This is a genomic window from Mesorhizobium sp. M0678 (genome assembly GCF_040320505.1).
In the GTDB taxonomy this organism is placed as follows: Bacteria; Pseudomonadota; Alphaproteobacteria; order Rhizobiales; family Rhizobiaceae; genus Mesorhizobium.
This window is the reverse complement of record NZ_JAMYPT010000004.1, coordinates 194,463-212,373: the sequence shown is the minus strand read 5'-3', so window position 1 is coordinate 212,373 and position 17,911 is coordinate 194,463. Positions and strand designations below refer to the sequence as shown.

Genomic DNA, 17,911 nt, shown 5'->3' with positions numbered 1-17,911 from the left:
GGAGATCGCACCGCGCGAGGAAGCAAAGCGTTTGAAGGCCCGCCGTTTCGCTGATTGCGGATCTGGCGCTGTTCACGACTGGTTGGCGCAAAAAAACCTCTCGTTTTCCCACTGTTGTTCCCACTGCACGTCAAACGCTGCCGGCCGAGGTTTAGCCGTCCGGGGCGATCCCGGTCGCGCAACATCCGAACCCAGGAGTGAATGACATGCAGGACGATACAATGGTCATGGAAAAGGCTTCCGTTAAGAAGGCGTCGCGGGAGCCGAGGAACGGCGTCAATACGCCCACCCTTCTGGCCACCATCAATGCCGTCGCGGGCCAGCCGGAGCTTGCCAAGTTCCAGTTCCGGGCCAAGAGCCGCTGGATCACCGGCACGCACAGCCGCAGCACGATGGCCAACTTCTTCGGCGCCGGCGCCGAGCAGCCGCATGTGACGGCATACCAGGCCGACAGCGATCATCCGGCGGTCCTGTGCGGCGAAGACAACGGCCCGACGCCGGTCGAATACCTCCTCCACGCGCTTGCTTCCTGCCTCACCGCCGGCATCGCGAACATCGCGGCCGCGCGCGGCGTGACGCTGCATGAGGTGGAATCGACCGTCGAAGGCGACATCGACCTTCGCGGCATCCTCGGCATCTCTAACGAAGTCCGCAACGGCTACCAGGGCATCCGTATCTCCTTCAAGATCAAGGGCGATGCTTCGGCTGAGAAGCTCGAGGAAATCGTAATGCAGTCGCGCGCCCGTTCCGCGGTGTTCGACGTGCTGACCAACGGCGTGCCGGTCTCGGTTGCCGTGAAAGGCTGACTTCGGTCCGCAAGAGCAATATCGCCGGCCTCGTCCTGAAAAGGATGGCGCCGGCGATCTGTTGCCCCTGCTTACAAGGCGCGGATTCCATGCAGCATACAGACGTAGCCATTATCGGCGCCGGACAGGCGGGTCTCGCCATGAGCCGGTGCCTGTCCGAGCGCGGGGTCTACCACGTCGTGCTGGAGCGCGGCCGGATCGCGGAGCGCTGGCGCAGCGAACGGTGGGATTCGCTGCGCCTGCTGACGCCCAACTGGATGACACGCCTGCCCGGCGGCGGTTATCGCGGAGCCAATCCCGACGGCTTCATGACAATGGCCGAGACGGTGGGGTTCCTGGAGGATTACGCGTGCTCGATCACCGCACCGGTGGAGGACGGTGTGGAGGTGCTTTCGACCGAAAGGGTCGACGGAGGCTTCCGGCTGCTGACCGATCGCGGCCAATGGAGCGTACGTGCGGTCGTGGTCGCGACCGGATACAGCGACAGGCCACGCATTCCGCCACTAGCAAAGCAGATCTCCTCCCGGATCAGGCAGGTCGTGCCGCGGGACTATCGCAATCCTCAGCAACTGCCCCAGGGTGGCGTTCTCGTGGCCGGGGCCTCGGCGACCGGCATACAACTTGCGGAGGAGATCAATCGCTCCGGACGACCGGTGACCCTGTCGGTCGGCAGTCATACACGCCTACCGAGGCTTTACCGCGGGCACGACATCCTGTGGTGGCTCGACCGGCTGGGAATGCTTGCCAAGCCTGTCGCTGAAGTTCCGGATCTCACCGCGGCACGGCGGCAGCCCTCCCTGCAGCTGATAGGCACACCCGAGCGCAGGACGCTCGACCTTGCCGGTCTTCGGGAGCAAGGCGTTCGTCTTGTCGGTCGAGCGGCTGCCGCTTGCGATACACGCATTCGGTTCAACGGTGATCTCGCCGACACGACCATGGCGGCGGAACGCAGGCTGAGGCGCGTGCTGGCCAATATCGACCGCGCGGCCGCCGGAGACGGCCTCTACTCGATCGATCCCGGTTCCATTCCGAGCCTGATCCTGAGCGCCGAGGCGACCGAAATCGACCTCATCGACCAGGGTATCGAGACGATCATATGGGCCACCGGCTATCGCCGGGAATACCCATGGCTGAAGCTGGATGTGTTCGACGCCCGGGGCGAAATCCTGAACGATGGCGGCGTCTGCGCGTATTCGGGACTCTACGTGCTCGGCCTCAATTTCATGCGCCATCGAAGCTCCAGCTTCCTCGACGGCGTCGGCCGCGATGCGGAGGCGCTGGCGGCTCACCTGGCAATGTTTCTCGACGTCTCCCGCCGAGCCGCGGCCTGACCGCCGAATACAACGCTGGCGCGGCAAAAATCGACGTTGCCTTCAACGATGACGCTCACGGCGGACAACGACAAGGGCTCCACTGGCGCCGTAGTCAGCGCCCGCAACCATGGAGAAAATCAAAATGAGTGCAATGGTGAACCCATCCCTGTGCCTCACCACAACGCGAGGTTTGCGCTGGGCTGGCGGAACAATGTTGGCCGCAGTCTGGCGTTTCATTCGTATCCAACGGGACCGTCGACAGCTTTATGAGTTGCCGGACTACATCTTGCGCGACATCGGCATCACCCGCTTCGAGATCAACTGGATCATTTCGTTTGCCGGGCGTGATCCCAGCCGCCGCACGCGTTTTTTGAGGGCGGAGGAGGGCGGGGCTCGATGATTGCCGCATCGACGTCCCACGTCTCGCATAGGGCGTGCCAGGCACCGCTTGTCATCGCCCTGCACTGCTCAGGCGGCAGCGGACGGCAATGGCGCAGCCTGGCGGAGCGGCTCGATGACAGCTACCGGCTCATCGCACCCGATCTGATCGGGGCGCCGGGCGGCGGCACCTGGACTGGTGCCGGCGCTTTCCATCTGACCCACGAAGCCGCCGGTATCCTGGAGATGATCGACCACCATGACGGGCCTGTGCATCTTGTTGGCCATTCCTATGGTGGTGGATTGGCCCTGCATATAGCAGCGGTGCGTCCAGACCGGCCGGCCAGCCTCTCGCTTTATGAGCCGTCTGCCTTTCACCTGCTGCGCGAGCTGGACTGTGAGGGCCACGAGGCGCTCGGCGAAGTCTTGGCGATCGCAGGCACCGTCCATGACGGCCTGATCAACGGCAGTTACCTGACCGCGACAGCTCATTTCATCGACTACTGGGGTGGGGCCGGCATCTTCGCCGCGATGAAGCCGGAACTTCAGGCCGCACTCGTGCGGTTTCTGCCGAAGGCCAGCCTGGACTTCCACGCATTGATCCATGAATCGACGCCAGCAAGCGAATATGCCCGATTTGGCTTTCCGGTCTTGGTATTGCGCAGCGAATTTGCACCAGCTCCGACGCGGCCCATCGCCCGCGAACTCGTTTCCCGCGTTCCGGCCGCAATCGGGGCGATTGTTCCTGGCGCCGGACATATGGGACCGCTGACCCACGCAGACGTGGTGGCGGATCGTTTGGTCCGGCAGATATCGTTCCATGACACCGCGGGGTCGCGAGCTGCGTGACCGCGGCTTGCTTGCCCTACAGGCAGCGCAAACCTTCGAAGCAGATCCCTGGATGCGGAGGGATCAAGCCGTAACCGCCATGCGAACGCGATCGGGCAGGACACTTCCGGCCGGCTCTTCCGTGCCGGAGAAATCCTCCCGCATCTGCATTTCTCTGTAGAGCTTGGCCGCTTCCGCGAGAGTGGCATCCACGCCAGCGATTTTGCCGCGCCGCTTCGCGAGCCCGAGAGCTAGCAAGGAGCGGGCAAGCTCTGGCCGTAGCTCAACGCGCCTGGCAAGGCTGCAGGCCTGTTCGAGCCAACTAATGGCCGATCTGGAAGATTTCAGCTCCGCAAGGCCGCGCAGTACGATGATCTCGCTCCACGGGTCGCCGCGTCCCCGCGCAAGCTCGAGCGCATGGCCGAGATTGGCCGCAGCTTCCGGCTCATACAGGCGCGCACGCACGCATGCGAGCACCGCGCGCGCGTGACATTCGAACTGGGCAAGATCGAGCCGCTCAGCCTCGGTCACCGCCATTTCCAAGGTGGCGCCCGCGTCGTGGTTGCGGCCGAGCAGGAATTCCGCATGCCCGAGCACGGTCAACAGCCATGGCCGGAGTAGGATAGATGCGCTGGTAGCGGCTTCGGAGGACCACAATTGCAGCGCCTCGACAAGCGCCGGCTCGGGCCCGCGCAGGACGCCCACCACACCGGTGAAATAGGCGGCCGCGCAGCTATCGATCGGGCGCGCCACTTCGGCGGCGACCTTCTGCAGTTCGGCAAGCGAACGTTCCGCATCATCGAACCGGCCAAGCCGCGCTTCCGCCTGCGCGCGGTGCCCAAGGTACCAAACCGCACGCGCACCGAGCTGTCCGAAACGCTCCAGACGCCAAGCTTTGGTGAACCTCTCCTCATGCGGAACAAGCCGCTCCAGCACCTGCCGCGCCTCGCTGCGGATCAGAAGCGCCTGTGAGGCGGCCAGGTCCGACTCGCTTATGCAGCGCTGCACGCCATTTGCCGTCGCGCCGCGCTTGAGTGTGTCGGCCGGTTCCAGCGCCTCCTCGTAGCGGCCGTGGGAGCTGTTGAGATAGCTCAAGTGGAGCAACACGTCGGAGATGAGTTGCGGATCGCCCAGTTCCATGGCCAGTTCGCGCGCTTCCAATAGCTGCGGCAGCGCCTTCCGATAGGCACCCAGGGCGCCGTAGGCGGGCCGCATCCGCACCCGCAGGTTGATCGCCTGGGCGAGGGTTTTCGGATTTCGGGGCAGCGCGGCGACTGCTTTGCGGGCGTTTTCGAGGAACTGGACCGCGGCGGAATAGGCCGAGCGTTCCTCGGCCCGGCCCGCCGCTTGCAGCAGATAATCCGCGGCCGGTTCCCAAGCCTCGGCACGAAGCGCGTGTTCGGCCAGTTCCTCGATGTGGTGGTTCAGCGATCCGGCATAGAGTCTGTCCATCGCAACCAATGCAGCCCGATGCAGCCTTTTTCGGTCCTCCGCCAGGAGAGATTCGTAGGTCACCTTGAGCGTCAACGCGTGCTTGAACGTATACTCCACGTGAGGATAGCTCTGGACCTCGAACAGGAATTCCAAACTCTGCAGTTTGGCCAGGCATACCCCCAGCTCCGCCTCCGAGAGCGGCGAGAGCGCCCTCAGCAGGGGATACGGAACATTCTTGCCGATAACCGAAGCGAGTTGGAGTGCCTGCCTTTCCGAGTCACCCAGCTGCTGGATACGTGCGGCGATGAGCGATTGAACTGTCGACGGGATGGTGATGGAATCCACTGGCCTCTTGAGCTCGTAGCGGCCGGACTGGCCGGCAAGTGCACCGTCCGCAACCAATCCGCGCACCATTTCTTCCAGGAATAGCGGCGTGCCCTCGGCCCGCTCGGCAAGCGATTGCCGCAGTTCCCCCAAGCTGGGATCGGATCCCAGCAATTCGGTGAGGAACTGCTCCATTTCGTCCCGCGCGAACCGCTCCAACCTTATCTGCTGGAAATAGCCGCGGCGGTTCCATTCGTGTCGGTACTGCGGCCTGTAGGTGGCGAGCAGCATGATACGGTTGGCGCCCATGACCTCGACCAGCCTGTTCATTACGGCCTCGCTCTCGGCATCGATCCAGTGCAGATCCTCGATAAGCACGGCTACGGGCGAGGCCCGGCTCAAGGCAACGAGAAATGCGCTCATCGCCTCGGATACCCGTGAGGTCCGCTCCCGCGCGTCGAGATGCCACCAGGAAGAATCGTCGACCGGCAGGTCCGCGAGGAAGGAAAGCGGCGCCGTATGACTTGGGTCCAGGTCCAGTTCAGCCCGTTTGAAGGCAAACAGGCGCTGGGCTTCCGCCAAGCCGTCTTCGCCACGAATGCCACAAGCCGAGAGCAGCAGCTTCTTTACAGCACCCAGAGTAACTGATGAATCAAACTCCAGACCGCCACATTCAAGCACAGTAAAACCGGCCACCTCGTCGAGGGAGAGAAATTCATGGGCAAGCCTCGACTTGCCCATGCCGGCGTCGGCGACGATCCCGGCGACCTGGCCGTGGCCCTCCCTGACCCGGCGCCAGGTTGCAAGCAGGATTTTCAGCTCGAGCTCGCGCGCCACCAGTCCGGTGAGGCCACGGTTGGCCCTCAGGTGCCAGCGCGACAAAGCGTGATTTTCGCCCAACAGCTCGTAAATGCGTTCCTCTTGGCCAAGTTGCGGATGCTCCGAATGCGCTAAGCGGTGCATCTGCACATAGCCGCCGGCGGCTGCGCGCGCCCGGCCTGTCGCGGCGATCGTCGCACGGTGCAAGGCACGCATCAGCCGGTTGGCCGCACGCGGCGCGGCTCCGGCCAGTTCAACCTTGCTGGCTTTGGTCGTCCATTGCTGCCGTACGATCACCTCGCCGGTGTCTATTCCGGCCCTCAACTGGATCCCGCCCTGGGAAAGCTCCTCCACTGCCAGCTTGGCCGCAAGCGCGGCGCGGCATGCAAGATAAGCGTGATCCTCGGTGGCGCGAGCGAGGCCGAATGCTGCGGTGATTGTCCCGTCAGCAGCCGACGTGACGACGCCGCCATGGCTCTCCACGACTTCTACCACCCGATCCTCGACGGGCTGGAATTCGCGGATCGCCACTTCGGGATCCTCCGTTTCGAGGAGATGCATGGGACTGACCACTTCCGCGGCCAGCACTGTTATGTATTGCCGAGAGCGGTTGATTCCCAAGGACGCCGGAGGGCCTGCCAGTTGCTGCGTCTGTTCGGGGTCGGCAAGGAAACGACGCGTTTCGTCGACGAAGGTCGCGAATGCCGGTTCGTGGCCAAGCAGCACGTGGTTGACGCCGTCTAGCGCAACGAAACGCGCGCCGGGGATTTTGCCGGCCATCGCCCGGCCATGATCGAATGGAATGACCGCGTCCCCCGTGGCATGCATCACCAGGGTTGGGACGCGGACCCGCGGTAACAGCTCGTCGACGTCGATGACGGCGCCTTCCTCGAAAATGCGATGGGCAATTTCCGGCGAGACGGTATTGCGTTGCAGCTCGTTATACCAATTCCTCTGTTCCGGCGTTGCTTCCGGAATGAAGAGGGAGGTGAACATTTGCCGGAACACCGGGTCGTCTTGGCCCCAGCCTTCCTGTATCAGCGCTCCCATCGCTTCGCGGCGCGCTATTTCGCGCTGATTGCCCCGTTTGCGCCAACCTTTGGTGAATCCGCCATACAGCACCATCCCCGCCACACGCTCTGGATGCCGGACGGCATAGGCTATCGAAACGGCGCACCCCTGGGAAATGCCAAGCAGGGAAACGCGGCGCAGACCAGCGGCATCGATGATGCTCTCCAGGTCGGCAACCATGGCCTCGAAGGACAGGTCGGCGGGATACCGGTCCGACAGGCCGTTGCCGCGCTGGTCGTAGCGTATCAGCTGGTAGTGCGCGGAGAGGCCCTCGATCCAATGCTTCCACACCGGACTGTCCCATTCGAGCTCGAGATGGGACATCCAGTGGGCGGCCCTTACCAAAGGGGGGCCTTGACCACTCAAGGAATAGGCCAAGCGCGCGCCGTCGGGCGTCGTGCACCGGCGAATCTCCTGCGCCAGGGTTCGCTCCGGCGGAGAGGCAAGCTGTATCTCCGACGCAGGCAAAACACGAGTCGGAGGGACGGTCTCATCGGCGGGAGCGACCTCGATGTCGGTTCTCGAAGCGCGGCTTTGGACCATGGCGGATTGCCGTGCTGCCTCGCTCAGCCGGCGGATGTCCGCTCGAAGAGCCTCGTCCCCAGGCTCCAACCCGTCCAGGACATGCGCGTACGGAAGTGCCCGCGCCGGCTCAAGCCGGTCGACGAGCACCCGAAGGATGCGCAGATGCGTCACGTGCAGTTCGTCGGCGGTCGCAAGGCGCCAGGCTTCGAATTCCGGACAGCGCGGCAGTGAAAGATCATCCAGGAAACGGCCGCGGAACGCTCCGGCGAGGGCCTCCAGTTTCTCCGGTTCGAGAGCCTCTATGTCACGACCGCCGAGGCCCCGGAGCGGCGCGATGTCCAGCACGACTTCGCTGGTGTTCAGGCGAACTGCGTTGCGGTCGGCTTGCAGGATCTCGCCGTTCCCGAGGTCGACGACCTGTCGGATCTTCGAGAGACTCCAGCGCAGGGCGCCGCGAGGATCGTCCGGTACCTCCCAAAACATTTCGCAAAGGCGCTCGCGCCGCTGCGGGCGCTCTACGAGCGCAAGATAGGCCAGTAGCGCCCGCGTCTTTTTCGAAGGCGGCAAGGAAACGACCTCGCCAAGGCGAAGAACGGTCAGATCTCCGAGAACGCGAATTTCGAGCGACACTTTGCCAATCCCAGTCGCTGCTAAATTAGCCATGGATTGTATCAAGTCCGTGCCGTTGCCGAAAGCTTTCGTTTCCGGAAGCGTGAGGTTTCCGCCTGCGCTCTGATTTGCCTTCCCTTCGTGGGAAGGCCGACACGGACAAGTCCACATGAATGCCGAGCCGGAACGGGATCACGCCCGTTCCGGCTCGCTTTGATGGTGCCGACGGCACTCTGAAAGGCCCGGAGGCGGGGTCTCACGCTGCCGCGCGCACCCATCGGGGCAGCAGGCTCTCGGGATTTGCGCATGCGCCGGGCGTGTAGTTTGCGCCAACGAACTCCAGCCGGGCGGCGAGCGTGCCGTCCCGCCAGGCCGCAAGCGTATCCATGCAGCCACCGATATGCTCGCCGCCGACAAAGACCTGCGGAATTGTAGGCGAACCGATCCGGGCCCTCAGAGCCTTGCGGATTTCCCCGTCCCGGCCGTTCTTCTGGAATTCCGGAGCATCGATGTCGATGGACCTGTAGGCGATTCCGGCACGGTCGAAAAGCTTTCTTACCGTCCAGCAGAATTCGCACCATGTCAGGGCGAATATGACCACCGGATGCTCCGGATCATAGATCGCCTCATCGACAAACGCATGCGCCGACTGATCGATTTGGATTTCGTTCACGGGCGCCGATGAAAGGGCGAAGGACGGCGGCCGGTCGAAGCGGTAGCCGGGTGTGGAGCGAGAGATCGCCTCTTCGGCTGGCGACATTTCCTCGCTGATGTGATCGAACAGGATCGTGCTGAGATACCGCTCGCCCGTGTCAGGCAACATACAGAGCACGTTCCGCTCCGGTCCGACGCGTCCAGCGATTTCCAGTGCCCCGCTCAAGGTAGCCCCGCCGGAGATCCCCGCCAGTATTCCTTCTTCCGTCGCAAGCCGGCGCGCAGCTTCCAAAGCGCTGGCGCCTGAAACCGGCAAGATTTCGTCCACAAGATCGTCAGCCATCGCGTTGCCGACGATCTGCGGAATGAAATCAGGGCTCCAGCCCTGCATCGGGTGTGGCCGGAAGCGAGTGTGCGCCCGAGTGGGCAGTCCGTGTTCGTCGAAAGTTTGGGGAATGCCACTCGACAGCAGCGCCGAATTGTCGGGCTCGCAGACGATGATCCGCGTTTCCGGGCGCTCGCGCTTGAGTACTCGCGCCACACCGGCCAGCGTTCCGCCGGTCCCGGTGCCGGTGACCCAGTAATCGAGTGGACGGTCCTGGAACGCCGCGAGGATTTCGAGCGCTGTCGTGCGGGCATGGACATCGGCGTTGACGGGCGTCTCGAATTGCCGGCAGAGGAACCAGCCGTGCGCTCCGGCCAGCTCGACCGCCTTGGCGAGCATGCCGCTGCCGCGCTCGACGGCAGGGGTCAACACGACCTTGGCACCGAAGAAACGCATCAGCTTGCGGCGTTCGAGGCTGGCGTTCTCCGGCATTACGATGACGAGAGGATAGCCTTTCCTCGCGCAAACCATGGCGAGTCCTATGCCAGTGTTGCCGCTCGTCGCCTCGATCACCGTCTGGCCAGGCCGAAGTGCCCCGGAACTCTCCGCTTCTTCGATGAGCGCGGCGGCAAGCCGGTCCTTGACCGAGCCGCCAGGATTGAACGCCTCGAGCTTGGCATAGAGCGAAGCGGCGCCGTTGTTGATGCGGGAAAGACGGACGACCGGCGTATCGCCGATCGTGTCGAGAATGCTGTCGTAGATACTGCTCATCTCAGCTGTCCTTGCCTGGTGATGACGGTGCTCCGCCCTCTTCGATCTCTGAGGTTGGCAGGAAGGCCGTGGTTTGCAGCGTTCGAACCAACGTGGAATCAAATGGATTTCGACGTTTGAATCAGCGGCTCATCGCAGGGTCCGGAAGGCGGCCGCATGGGACCTGCGCTCTCGCGCCGGATGACGCCGCCAATACGCCCAGAACCACGAGATTGGCCGCGCCAGCGACAAATGCCACCAGGAAAGCACGCCCATAGCTGCCGAAGCTGTCATAGACGAAACCGCCGAAATAACCGGCCACCCCCATGCCCAGCCAGGCGATCAGCATGACGATGCCGAGTGACTGGCCAAAGCGTTCGGCTGGCGCAAACTGGCGCACGCAAAGGATCAGGCACGTCATGTTTCCGGCGAAGCCGAAGCCGAAAACCGCCGACAGCGCCAGCAGGCTCAGCTGCTGGTCCAGCGCGGGAAAAATCGCAACGCATGCCGTCTGAATAAACGACGCCAGGGCATAGGCGGCAAGATTGCTTGCCCGGTCGGCGAGGAGCCCGAACGCGATCCGCCCGACGGCGCCGAACAGCATGGCGGTCAGCAGGCTGAGCGATCCGACATCCGAAAACCCGCACACAGCCGTGACGAAGCTCGTGAGGTGCATCAGCGGGACGCCCATGCAGGCGCAGCAAAGGAAGGCTGCAGCTGATAGCAGCGCCACCGGAGAAAGCCGGCCACTTTGGAACCCTGGCTTTGCTAAAAAACGCACCGGCGCGGGAAGGACCTCACTGACGGGCGGCGCCTGAACCGCCGGCATGGAGATCGCCAGCGCAGCCATCGTCCCCGCCGCCATGATCGCGTATGCGAGGCGCCAGCCGACGCCGTCAATCAAGGCATTTGCGGCGTAGGGCATTATGCCTTGGCCTAGGGCTCCGCCTGCTGTGACGATCCCTATCGCCAGGCCGCGGCGGCGGTCGAACCAGAGTCCGGTCACTGCAAGTACCGGCGCGTACAGACAGGCAAAGCCTAGCCCGCCCAAAGCGAAGTTGGCCGCATAGATCTGCCAGAGCGAAGTGGCGGAGGAAAGCGCGGCGAGCGCGATCACCATGCCAGCCGAGCCGATGAATAGCAGGCTTTTGACATTCAGGCGGTCCGACAGCCGGCCCCAGAACAGCCCGCCCAACGCCATGCCGACGCTTGATAGCGTGTAGGCAAGGCTGATGTCGGCTCGCGACCAGCCAAACTCCGCCTCAAGCGGTCTGATGAAGACGGATGTCAGCGCCAGGCTGCCAAATCCGAACGCCATGGCGGTTGTGGCACCGGCCGCAGCCAACAGGCCGCGCAGCCGTATTGCGCCGTCCCGAACCTCCCTGCCTCCAGTTGGTGATACCTGACGATTCGACATGTTTCTGACCTCGAAGGACCTCTTCGAAGCTGTCATCGGCCAGCGGTATGGAAGCAGGCGTGTGCGTCAGCGTGGAAAGCTCCAACGCGGGCCGTGGAAACGCCCCGCCTAAACTTGCAGCCTCCTCTCGGTGAACGGCGGATCAGGGAGATCTTATGATCATCGCCAGCGCCACCATGACGGACTGGTTGACGCCGAGCATGATCTCGGGACCGGCCAGCGGCAGTTGAACGCGAAAGAAGACAGGGTCTGTATATGGCCGGTCGCCAACTATCCGTCGGAGCAGCTGACCCTTTAGCTAACCTCCCGCGCCGGATCGGCTGCCAGCGCCAGGGAATTTGCGACGTGCTCGAGGTGCTCCTCGTCCAGAATGCTGGTCGCGACGCGGACAGCGTTCGTTTTTCCCGTCGAAAACTTCGCTCCGGCATGGACCGCGATGCCGTGGGCGGCCAGCGTGACCATCGCGTAAGGTTCCGAAGCAACCGGAATGAGGACGCTGAGACCGTGTCCGGCGTCGATATCGACATTGCGTTTGGCCAGTTCGCCAGCGAGCCGTTCGCGACGGCCGCGGTATACCTCCTTCGCCTGCTCCACCAGGGCGGCCGTGGCCGGGTCTTGCAGCAGCCAGGCGGTGGCTGCCTGCAGGATGCGGCTGGTCCATCCCGAGCTGAAGCTGCGGTAGGACTGGATCTGCTCGACGATCGTCGCCGATCCGGACAGCACAGCGAGCCGCAGATCCGGGCCGTGGGTCTTGGAATAGGACAGGATATGGACGACGCGATCGGGAAAACGCCGGCCAAGCGAAATGCGCGGCGCCGAGGCAATATCGCCGACGCCGTCATCTTCGACAATCAGCACGTCGGTGCCGGCGAGCAGGTCGCCGATGACTTCCAGCCGCGCCGACGACATGCAGGCGCCGGTAACCGAATGGACGCGCGGCTGGAACAGGAACGCGACGGGCCGCTGCCGCAGAGCGTTGGCAAGTGCATCCGGCAAGGGACCGTCACCGTCGCCGTCTACCGGGATGATCGGCACATCGAGATCCTCGAGGATGTCGAGCAGGCGAAGCGCCGTCGGGTTCTCGATGGCCACCGGCGCCCCCGGCGGGACCAGCGCATGCAGCAAGGTGTAGATGGCGTTGTAACCGCCATTGGTGGCCAGGAACGCGCCGGGATCGTACGGCCATGACGGGCGCACTGCGGCCTCCAGCTCGGGCAGGATGCGCACCCGCTCGTAGCTGTTGAGCTTTTCGGCGCGCGCACCATGCGCCAGCGCGATGTCGAGCGGCGGCAAGAGCCTCACATCGGGCTCCGCGATCGCCAGGTTCAGAACATCCTGTCCGTAATTGCCGCCGCTCATGTGGCGCTCGGGCCGGGCGGCAAAGCGGTTGCCCATGATCCAGGTGCCGTTGCGTCCGCGGCCGCCGATGATCTTGTAGCGCCGCAACTCGCTCCACGCCTGCGAGACCGTCGCCGGGCTGACGCCAAGCACATAGGCCAGATCGCGCACCGGCGGAAGCTTTGCGCCGACAGGCAGCGCGCCGCTTCTGATCAGCGCACTGGTCTCGCGCGCGATGCCGCGCATCGTGCGGTCGCCAAGGCGATCAGCGAACCATCCTGCATCGAAATCCATCGGCACCCGCGACCATTAAAGCTAATGTTCAATAACATAATAACATTTGATCGGCCAAAAATAAACATTTACCAATCGCCGGTCAAACATAGCGTTGAAGTTCATGCCGATGCCCGTTTCCATCACTGTAGCCACCCGCGATTGGGACTATCTCACCCCTTTGGTGCTGGGTGACGTTACTTCGAGCCGCTTGTCGGTGAAGGTTGATCGCGTCGCCACGCTCATTCCGGACCTCGGTACCGATCCGCACTACGATGCGGCGGAGGTCTCATTCAGCCGTTATGTGTCGGCCATGGCTTCGGGCGTCGATACGGTGGTTGGACTACCGTGCTTCATCATGCGCGGCTTTCGCCATCGCTGCATCATAACGGTCGAGACCAGCCCGCTGGAACGGCTTTCCGACCTTGCCGGCAAACGCATCGGCGTGACCGGCTGGCGCGATTCCGGCAACACATGGACGCGCGCAGCACTTCGCCGGGGAGGCGTCGGCGTCGAGGATGCCTATTGGTTCGCCGGCAGGCTGACATCGGGGCACCCGATCGCCGACCGCCTCGACGGATTCGGCAGGCCGGGGCGCATCGAAGCAGCACCAGGCGAGCGCCCGATGATGGAGCTGCTGGCGCAAGGCGAGCTCGACGCCGTTTTCACGCCCTTCATGCCGGACGGCTTTTTCGGCCCGGCTTCCGGCTTCCGGCAAGTGCTGCGCGATTTTCGCGCGGCCGAACGCGCCTATTTCGCCGACGTCGGTTATGTCCCGGGCATGCATCTGGTCGCTGTCAAGGCCGCCCTAGTCAGGGAGCACCCCTGGCTGCCGCAGGAACTCGCCAGGCTGATCAACGAAAGCCAGCGCGTCTGGACGGCAAAGCGCCGAAAATATGCCGATACCTCGCCCTGGATCCTCGAGGAGCTGCTTCATGCGGGGCGCGACCTGCCTGCCTCCTGGAACGCCAGCGGCCTGCCGGCCAACCGGCGCATGATCGAGGATTTCGTCACCGAGCTCCATGCCCAGGGCATTCTGGCGGAACCGATTTCCGCCGAAGCCTTGTTTCCTTTCGAGGCCATATCGCGGGCCACCGCAGCCTGACAACGCACAACGAAGAACACGAAGGAGAATGCCATGAGGACAATCAGCTTCATATTCGCCTCGCTCGTCACCATGCTGGCGCAGGCCAGCTTTGCCCAGGATATCCAGAAGCAATCGGTGAACGAGGATTTGCGGGCCCGGCTGCCGGAAGAGATCCGCGCGGCGGGAAAGATCACAGCCGTCAACAACGGCTCATTCCCGCCCTATGAGATCGTCACCGGCACCGAACTGTCGGGGGCGACCAGGGACATTTCCGACGCCATCGGCCAGCTGCTCGGTGTCGAGATCGATCATGCCTCGGTCGCCGGCCTGCCGGCTTTGCTGAGCGGCATCAATGCCGGCCGTTATCAGTTCGCGATGGGGCCTGTCGGCGACTATCCCGACCGGCAGAAATCCAACGACTTCATCGACTGGGTGCGCGAATACGTCGTCTTCGCCGTCGAGAAGGGCAACCCGCAAGGCATCACCTCGCTCGACACCGCGTGCGGCAAGCGCATCGCCGTCATGTCGGGTGGCTCGGCCGAAAAGGTCATCAAGCAGCAGGCGCAGAAATGCACCGAGGGGGGCAAGCCGGCCGTCGAGGTGCAATCCTTCACCGACCAGCCGAGCTCGATACTGGCCGTCCGGTCGAAACGCTCCGACGCATTCTTCTCCTCGCAGGCGCCGCTGACCTATTTCGTCGAGCAGGCGAAGGGCCAGCTGGAACTCGCCGGGGTCGGCCAGGCCAACGGCTTCAAGGACATCTATCAAGGCGCCGTCGTCAAGAAGGGCTCGCCGCTGGGCGGCGTGCTGCTCGACGCGTTCAAGATACTGATGAAGAACGGCACCTACGCCGCGGTCATGAAGAAGTGGGGTCTCGAGAAGAACATGATCGATGCGCCAGGCATCAACCAGGGCCAGTAGAGGCTGCCATGACCGACGCCACCGCTGCCTACGCGGCCGGGCTGCCGCGACGTCCCGACGACGCGCTGCGCGACGTCAAACGAGCCCACCGGCCGTTTCCGCTCGTCCGGCTGGCGCTCTGGGCGTTCACCGTCGCCGTGGCAGCCGGCTTCGCCTATATCGTTGCAGTCAACCCGAATTTCGGCTGGCCGGTCGTCGCCCAGTATTTCTTCGATCCGACGGTCATGCAGGGGCTTTCCGTAACGCTCGGCCTGACGGTCGTGGCGATGATCCTGGGTATCGTGCTCGGCCTGCTGCTCGCCATCGCGCGCATGTCGAACGACAGGCTGGCATCCCTTCTCTCCGGCCTGTTCATCTGGTTCTTCCGGGGAACGCCGCTGCTGGTGCAATTGATCCTGTGGTACAACCTTTCGACGCTGTTTCCGCGCATTTCCATTGGCTTCGCCAGTTGGAACACCAACGACCTGATCACGCCTTTGACGGCCGCCGTTCTTGGTCTGGCGCTGAACGAGGCCGCCTACATGGCCGAGATCATCCGTGGCGGGCTGCTGTCGGTGGACAAGGGACAGGCCGAAACGGCTGAAGCCTTCGGCATGACCCGCGCGCGGTCCTTGCGGCGCATCATCATCCCGCAGGCGATGCGGTCGATCGTGCCGCCGACCGGCAATCAGCTGATCAGCATGATCAAGGCGACGTCTCTTGTCAGCGTCATCGCCATGGCCGACCTGCTCTACTCGGTGCAGTCGATCTACAACCGCACCTTCGAAATCATTCCGCTGCTGATGGTTGCAGTGCTGTGGTACCTGCTGATCACCTCGGTCCTCAATGTCGCGCAAGGCGCGATCGAACGCCACTACAGCCGCGGCGACCGCGGCGCGCGCGAGAAGACGGCGACCGCCACCCTGGAGGCCGCCAATGAGCGCGCATGACACGCCCCTGGTCCGGGCGCGCAACGTTCACAAGGCCTTCGGCCCGCTCGAGGTGCTGAAGGGCATTGATCTGGACGTCGCGCCTGGCGAGGTGGTGGTCATTCTCGGACCGTCCGGCTCCGGAAAGTCGACCTTCCTGCGATGCATCAATCATCTCGAGGCGATCGACCAGGGGTCGATCGAGGTGGACGGCGAGCAGATCGGTTACCGGTTGCACGACGGCCGCCTCGACAAGCTTTCCGACCGCGCGATCGCCGCGCAGCGGCGCAAGATCGGCATGGTGTTCCAGCAGTTCAATCTCTATCCGCACATGACGACCCTGCAGAACGTCATCGAGGCTCCGGTCGGCGTTCACCGGGACAACCGCAAGGAGGCGATCGGCTACGCCCGCGAACTGCTGACCCGTGTCGGTCTTGCCGACAAGATCGACGCCTATCCGCGCCAGCTTTCAGGCGGCCAGCAGCAGCGCGTCGCCATCGCCCGTGCGCTCGCCATCCGCCCGAAATTGATGCTCTTCGACGAGCCGACGTCGGCGCTCGATCCGGAGCTGGTCGGCGAGGTGCTCGCCACCATGCGCGATCTCGCCAGGCAGGGCTTGACCATGATCGTGGTCACGCATGAGATCGGGTTCGCCCGCGAAGCGGCGGATCGGGTGGTGTTCATGGACGACGGTAACGTGATCGAGGCCGGGCCTCCGGACGAGGTTCTCGCTAAACCCAGGCACCCGCGCACGCGGGCTTTCCTGAGTCGTTTCATCTAAAAGCAAAACCGGCGCGGCACCTGCTCGGCCGGCAAAGGACCTCCCATGCCAAAGACCTCCAACCAGTTCGCCGACATTTCCGACTTCGCCGACAAGGCGGCCGAGCTTGCAGCGGCCCGCCAGCACCTGCACGCGCATCCCGAGCTTTCATTCCAGGAGCAAGAAACGGCTGCATACGTTGCCGAACGGCTCGAAAGCTGGGGCTATGAGGTGACGCGCAATGTCGGCGGGCTCGGGGTCGTCGGCCGTCTGCGCCAGGGCAGCGGCCGCAGCATCGCCATCCGTGCCGACATGGACGCCCTGCCGATCACCGAAGCGACCAATCTCCCTTATGCCAGCCAGGCCAGCGGCAAGATGCACGCCTGCGGTCATGACGGCCACACCACGATGCTGCTCGGCGCCGCCGAATACCTGGCGCGCACACGGCATTTCAACGGCACGGTGAACCTTATCTTCCAGCCGGCCGAGGAAGCCGGCAAGGGAAGCGGGGCGCAGGCGATGATCGCCGACGGCCTGTTCGAGCGCTTTCCCTGCGATGCGATATTCGGGCTGCACAACCACCCGGGCGCGCCGACGGGTTCGTTCCTGATGCGCGCCGGGCCGCTGATGGCGGCGAGCGATACCGTCACCATCAGGATCGCCGGGCGTGGCGGCCACGCCTCGCGTCCGCACCTGACGGTCGACCCGATCGTCGCTGCCGCCAACATCGTCATGACCCTGCAGACGGTTGTGTCGCGCAACGTCAACCCGATCGAGACGGCTGTCGTCACCGTCGGCACGATTCACGGAGGCACGGCCTCCAACGTCATCCCGGAACACGCCGAAATCACGCTGAGCGTCCGCTCCTTCTCGGCCGAGATCCGCGACACGCTCGAGCAGCGTATTCGCAATATCGCAGCACTTGTGGCGCAGGCGCATGGCGCAACGATCGAGATCGATTACCAGCGCGGCTACCCGGTGGTGGTCAATTCCGAGCGCGAGACGTCCTTTGCGACAGACATCGCGGTCGAACTCGTCGGTCAGGACAAGGTGTCCGTCTGCCCGTTGATCCCCGGCAGCGAAGATTTTTCTTATTTCCTCGAACACAAACCCGGTTGCTTCCTGCGCCTCGGAAACGGCGAGGATTCAGCCATCCTGCACAGCTCGAAATATGATTTCAACGACGGCAATCTGACCGTCGGCGCAGCGCTCTGGGCTCGTTTGACCGAGAGATTCCTGGCCGCTTGATCCATACTTGCGGCTGGGATTGTCGATCGGCCGGTCGAGCATTATTGGGGCGACCGGCCGCGCGACGATGCTCAACGAATTCTCACGCATTCCCCCTCTTCGAATGCGATAATAGCTTCGCTT

Annotated in this window: 13 protein-coding genes; 9 read left to right on the top strand and 4 right to left on the bottom strand. The window is 63.7% G+C overall.

What is annotated here, in order from left to right; genetic code table 11:
• Positions 1-206 precede the first annotated feature (206 nt).
• The 4 genes from NKI29_RS09960 to NKI29_RS09945 all read left to right on the top strand — a co-directional run bounded on the left by NKI29_RS09960 (position 207) and on the right by NKI29_RS09945 (position 3,346).
• Positions 207-806: an OsmC family protein gene (locus NKI29_RS09960; RefSeq protein ID WP_023674002.1), complete on the top strand. Its 600-nt coding sequence runs from the start codon at positions 207-209 to the stop codon at positions 804-806.
• Between the two features lie 44 nt (positions 807-850).
• A complete protein-coding gene (locus NKI29_RS09955) occupies positions 851-2,137 on the top strand; it encodes an NAD(P)-binding domain-containing protein (RefSeq protein ID WP_352796091.1) in 1,287 nt (428 codons plus the stop codon).
• A 124-nt stretch (positions 2,138-2,261) separates the two neighbouring features.
• Positions 2,262-2,519: a YjiS-like domain-containing protein gene (locus tag NKI29_RS09950; protein ID WP_352569375.1), complete on the top strand. Its 258-nt coding sequence runs from the start codon at positions 2,262-2,264 to the stop codon at positions 2,517-2,519.
• Complete coding sequence (locus tag NKI29_RS09945; RefSeq protein ID WP_352569376.1) at positions 2,516-3,346, top strand: alpha/beta fold hydrolase; 831 nt, start codon at positions 2,516-2,518, stop codon at positions 3,344-3,346. The genes NKI29_RS09950 and NKI29_RS09945 overlap by 4 nt, the downstream gene beginning before the upstream one ends.
• A 63-nt stretch (positions 3,347-3,409) precedes the next feature.
• On the opposite strand, the gene NKI29_RS09940 is transcribed toward NKI29_RS09945, so the two are convergent.
• The 4 genes from NKI29_RS09940 to NKI29_RS09925 all read right to left on the bottom strand — a co-directional run bounded on the left by NKI29_RS09940 (position 3,410) and on the right by NKI29_RS09925 (position 12,885).
• Complete coding sequence (locus NKI29_RS09940) at positions 3,410-8,128, bottom strand: alpha/beta fold hydrolase (RefSeq protein WP_352569377.1); 4,719 nt, start codon at positions 8,126-8,128, stop codon at positions 3,410-3,412.
• 235 nt (positions 8,129-8,363) lie between these two features.
• Positions 8,364-9,857, bottom strand: coding sequence for a cysteine synthase A (cysK, locus tag NKI29_RS09935; protein ID WP_352569378.1), 1,494 nt, complete (start codon positions 9,855-9,857; stop codon positions 8,364-8,366).
• A gap of 121 nt (positions 9,858-9,978) precedes the next feature.
• On the bottom strand, positions 9,979-11,253 hold the full coding sequence (locus NKI29_RS09930; protein ID WP_352569379.1) for an MFS transporter: 1,275 nt from the start codon (positions 11,251-11,253) through the stop codon (positions 9,979-9,981).
• Between the two features lie 294 nt (positions 11,254-11,547).
• Complete coding sequence (locus tag NKI29_RS09925; RefSeq protein ID WP_352569381.1) at positions 11,548-12,885, bottom strand: aminotransferase-like domain-containing protein; 1,338 nt, start codon at positions 12,883-12,885, stop codon at positions 11,548-11,550.
• A 109-nt stretch (positions 12,886-12,994) separates the two neighbouring features.
• Here NKI29_RS09925 and NKI29_RS09920 point away from each other — a divergent pair, with 109 nt between their 5' ends.
• The 5 genes from NKI29_RS09920 (at position 12,995) to NKI29_RS09900 (ending at position 17,788) form a co-directional block, all read left to right on the top strand.
• Positions 12,995-13,969, top strand: coding sequence for a substrate-binding domain-containing protein (locus NKI29_RS09920; protein WP_352796087.1), 975 nt, complete (start codon positions 12,995-12,997; stop codon positions 13,967-13,969).
• 72 nt (positions 13,970-14,041) lie between these two features.
• A complete protein-coding gene (locus NKI29_RS09915; RefSeq protein WP_502896670.1) occupies positions 14,042-14,872 on the top strand; it encodes an ABC transporter substrate-binding protein in 831 nt (276 codons plus the stop codon).
• 8 nt (positions 14,873-14,880) lie between these two features.
• A complete protein-coding gene (locus NKI29_RS09910) occupies positions 14,881-15,801 on the top strand; it encodes an amino acid ABC transporter permease (RefSeq protein ID WP_023674013.1) in 921 nt (306 codons plus the stop codon).
• Positions 15,788-16,561, top strand: a complete 774-nt coding sequence (locus NKI29_RS09905) for an amino acid ABC transporter ATP-binding protein (RefSeq protein WP_352755466.1) — start codon at positions 15,788-15,790, stop codon at positions 16,559-16,561. The genes NKI29_RS09910 and NKI29_RS09905 overlap by 14 nt, the downstream gene beginning before the upstream one ends.
• Before the next feature lie 45 nt (positions 16,562-16,606).
• Positions 16,607-17,788, top strand: a complete 1,182-nt coding sequence (locus NKI29_RS09900; protein ID WP_352755468.1) for a M20 aminoacylase family protein — start codon at positions 16,607-16,609, stop codon at positions 17,786-17,788.
• The last annotated feature ends 123 nt before the right edge of the window (positions 17,789-17,911 follow it).

Bases quoted from the DNA above. Each gene is read 5' to 3' on its own strand.
- NKI29_RS09905 (WP_352755466.1), top strand. From the start codon at position 15,788: ATGAGCGCGCATGACACGCCCCTGGTCCGGGCGCGCAACGTTCACAAG.
- NKI29_RS09900 (WP_352755468.1), top strand. From the start codon at position 16,607: ATGCCAAAGACCTCCAACCAGTTCGCCGACATTTCCGACTTCGCCGAC.
- cysK (WP_352569378.1), bottom strand. From the start codon at position 9,857: ATGAGCAGTATCTACGACAGCATTCTCGACACGATCGGCGATACGCCG.
- NKI29_RS09930 (WP_352569379.1), bottom strand. From the start codon at position 11,253: ATGTCGAATCGTCAGGTATCACCAACTGGAGGCAGGGAGGTTCGGGAC.
- NKI29_RS09925 (WP_352569381.1), bottom strand. From the start codon at position 12,885: ATGGATTTCGATGCAGGATGGTTCGCTGATCGCCTTGGCGACCGCACG.
- NKI29_RS09920 (WP_352796087.1), top strand. From the start codon at position 12,995: ATGCCCGTTTCCATCACTGTAGCCACCCGCGATTGGGACTATCTCACC.
- NKI29_RS09945 (WP_352569376.1), top strand. From the start codon at position 2,516: ATGATTGCCGCATCGACGTCCCACGTCTCGCATAGGGCGTGCCAGGCA.
- NKI29_RS09910 (WP_023674013.1), top strand. From the start codon at position 14,881: ATGACCGACGCCACCGCTGCCTACGCGGCCGGGCTGCCGCGACGTCCC.
- NKI29_RS09915 (WP_502896670.1), top strand. From the start codon at position 14,042: ATGCTGGCGCAGGCCAGCTTTGCCCAGGATATCCAGAAGCAATCGGTG.
- NKI29_RS09950 (WP_352569375.1), top strand. From the start codon at position 2,262: ATGAGTGCAATGGTGAACCCATCCCTGTGCCTCACCACAACGCGAGGT.
- NKI29_RS09960 (WP_023674002.1), top strand. From the start codon at position 207: ATGCAGGACGATACAATGGTCATGGAAAAGGCTTCCGTTAAGAAGGCG.
- NKI29_RS09955 (WP_352796091.1), top strand. From the start codon at position 851: ATGGCGCCGGCGATCTGTTGCCCCTGCTTACAAGGCGCGGATTCCATG.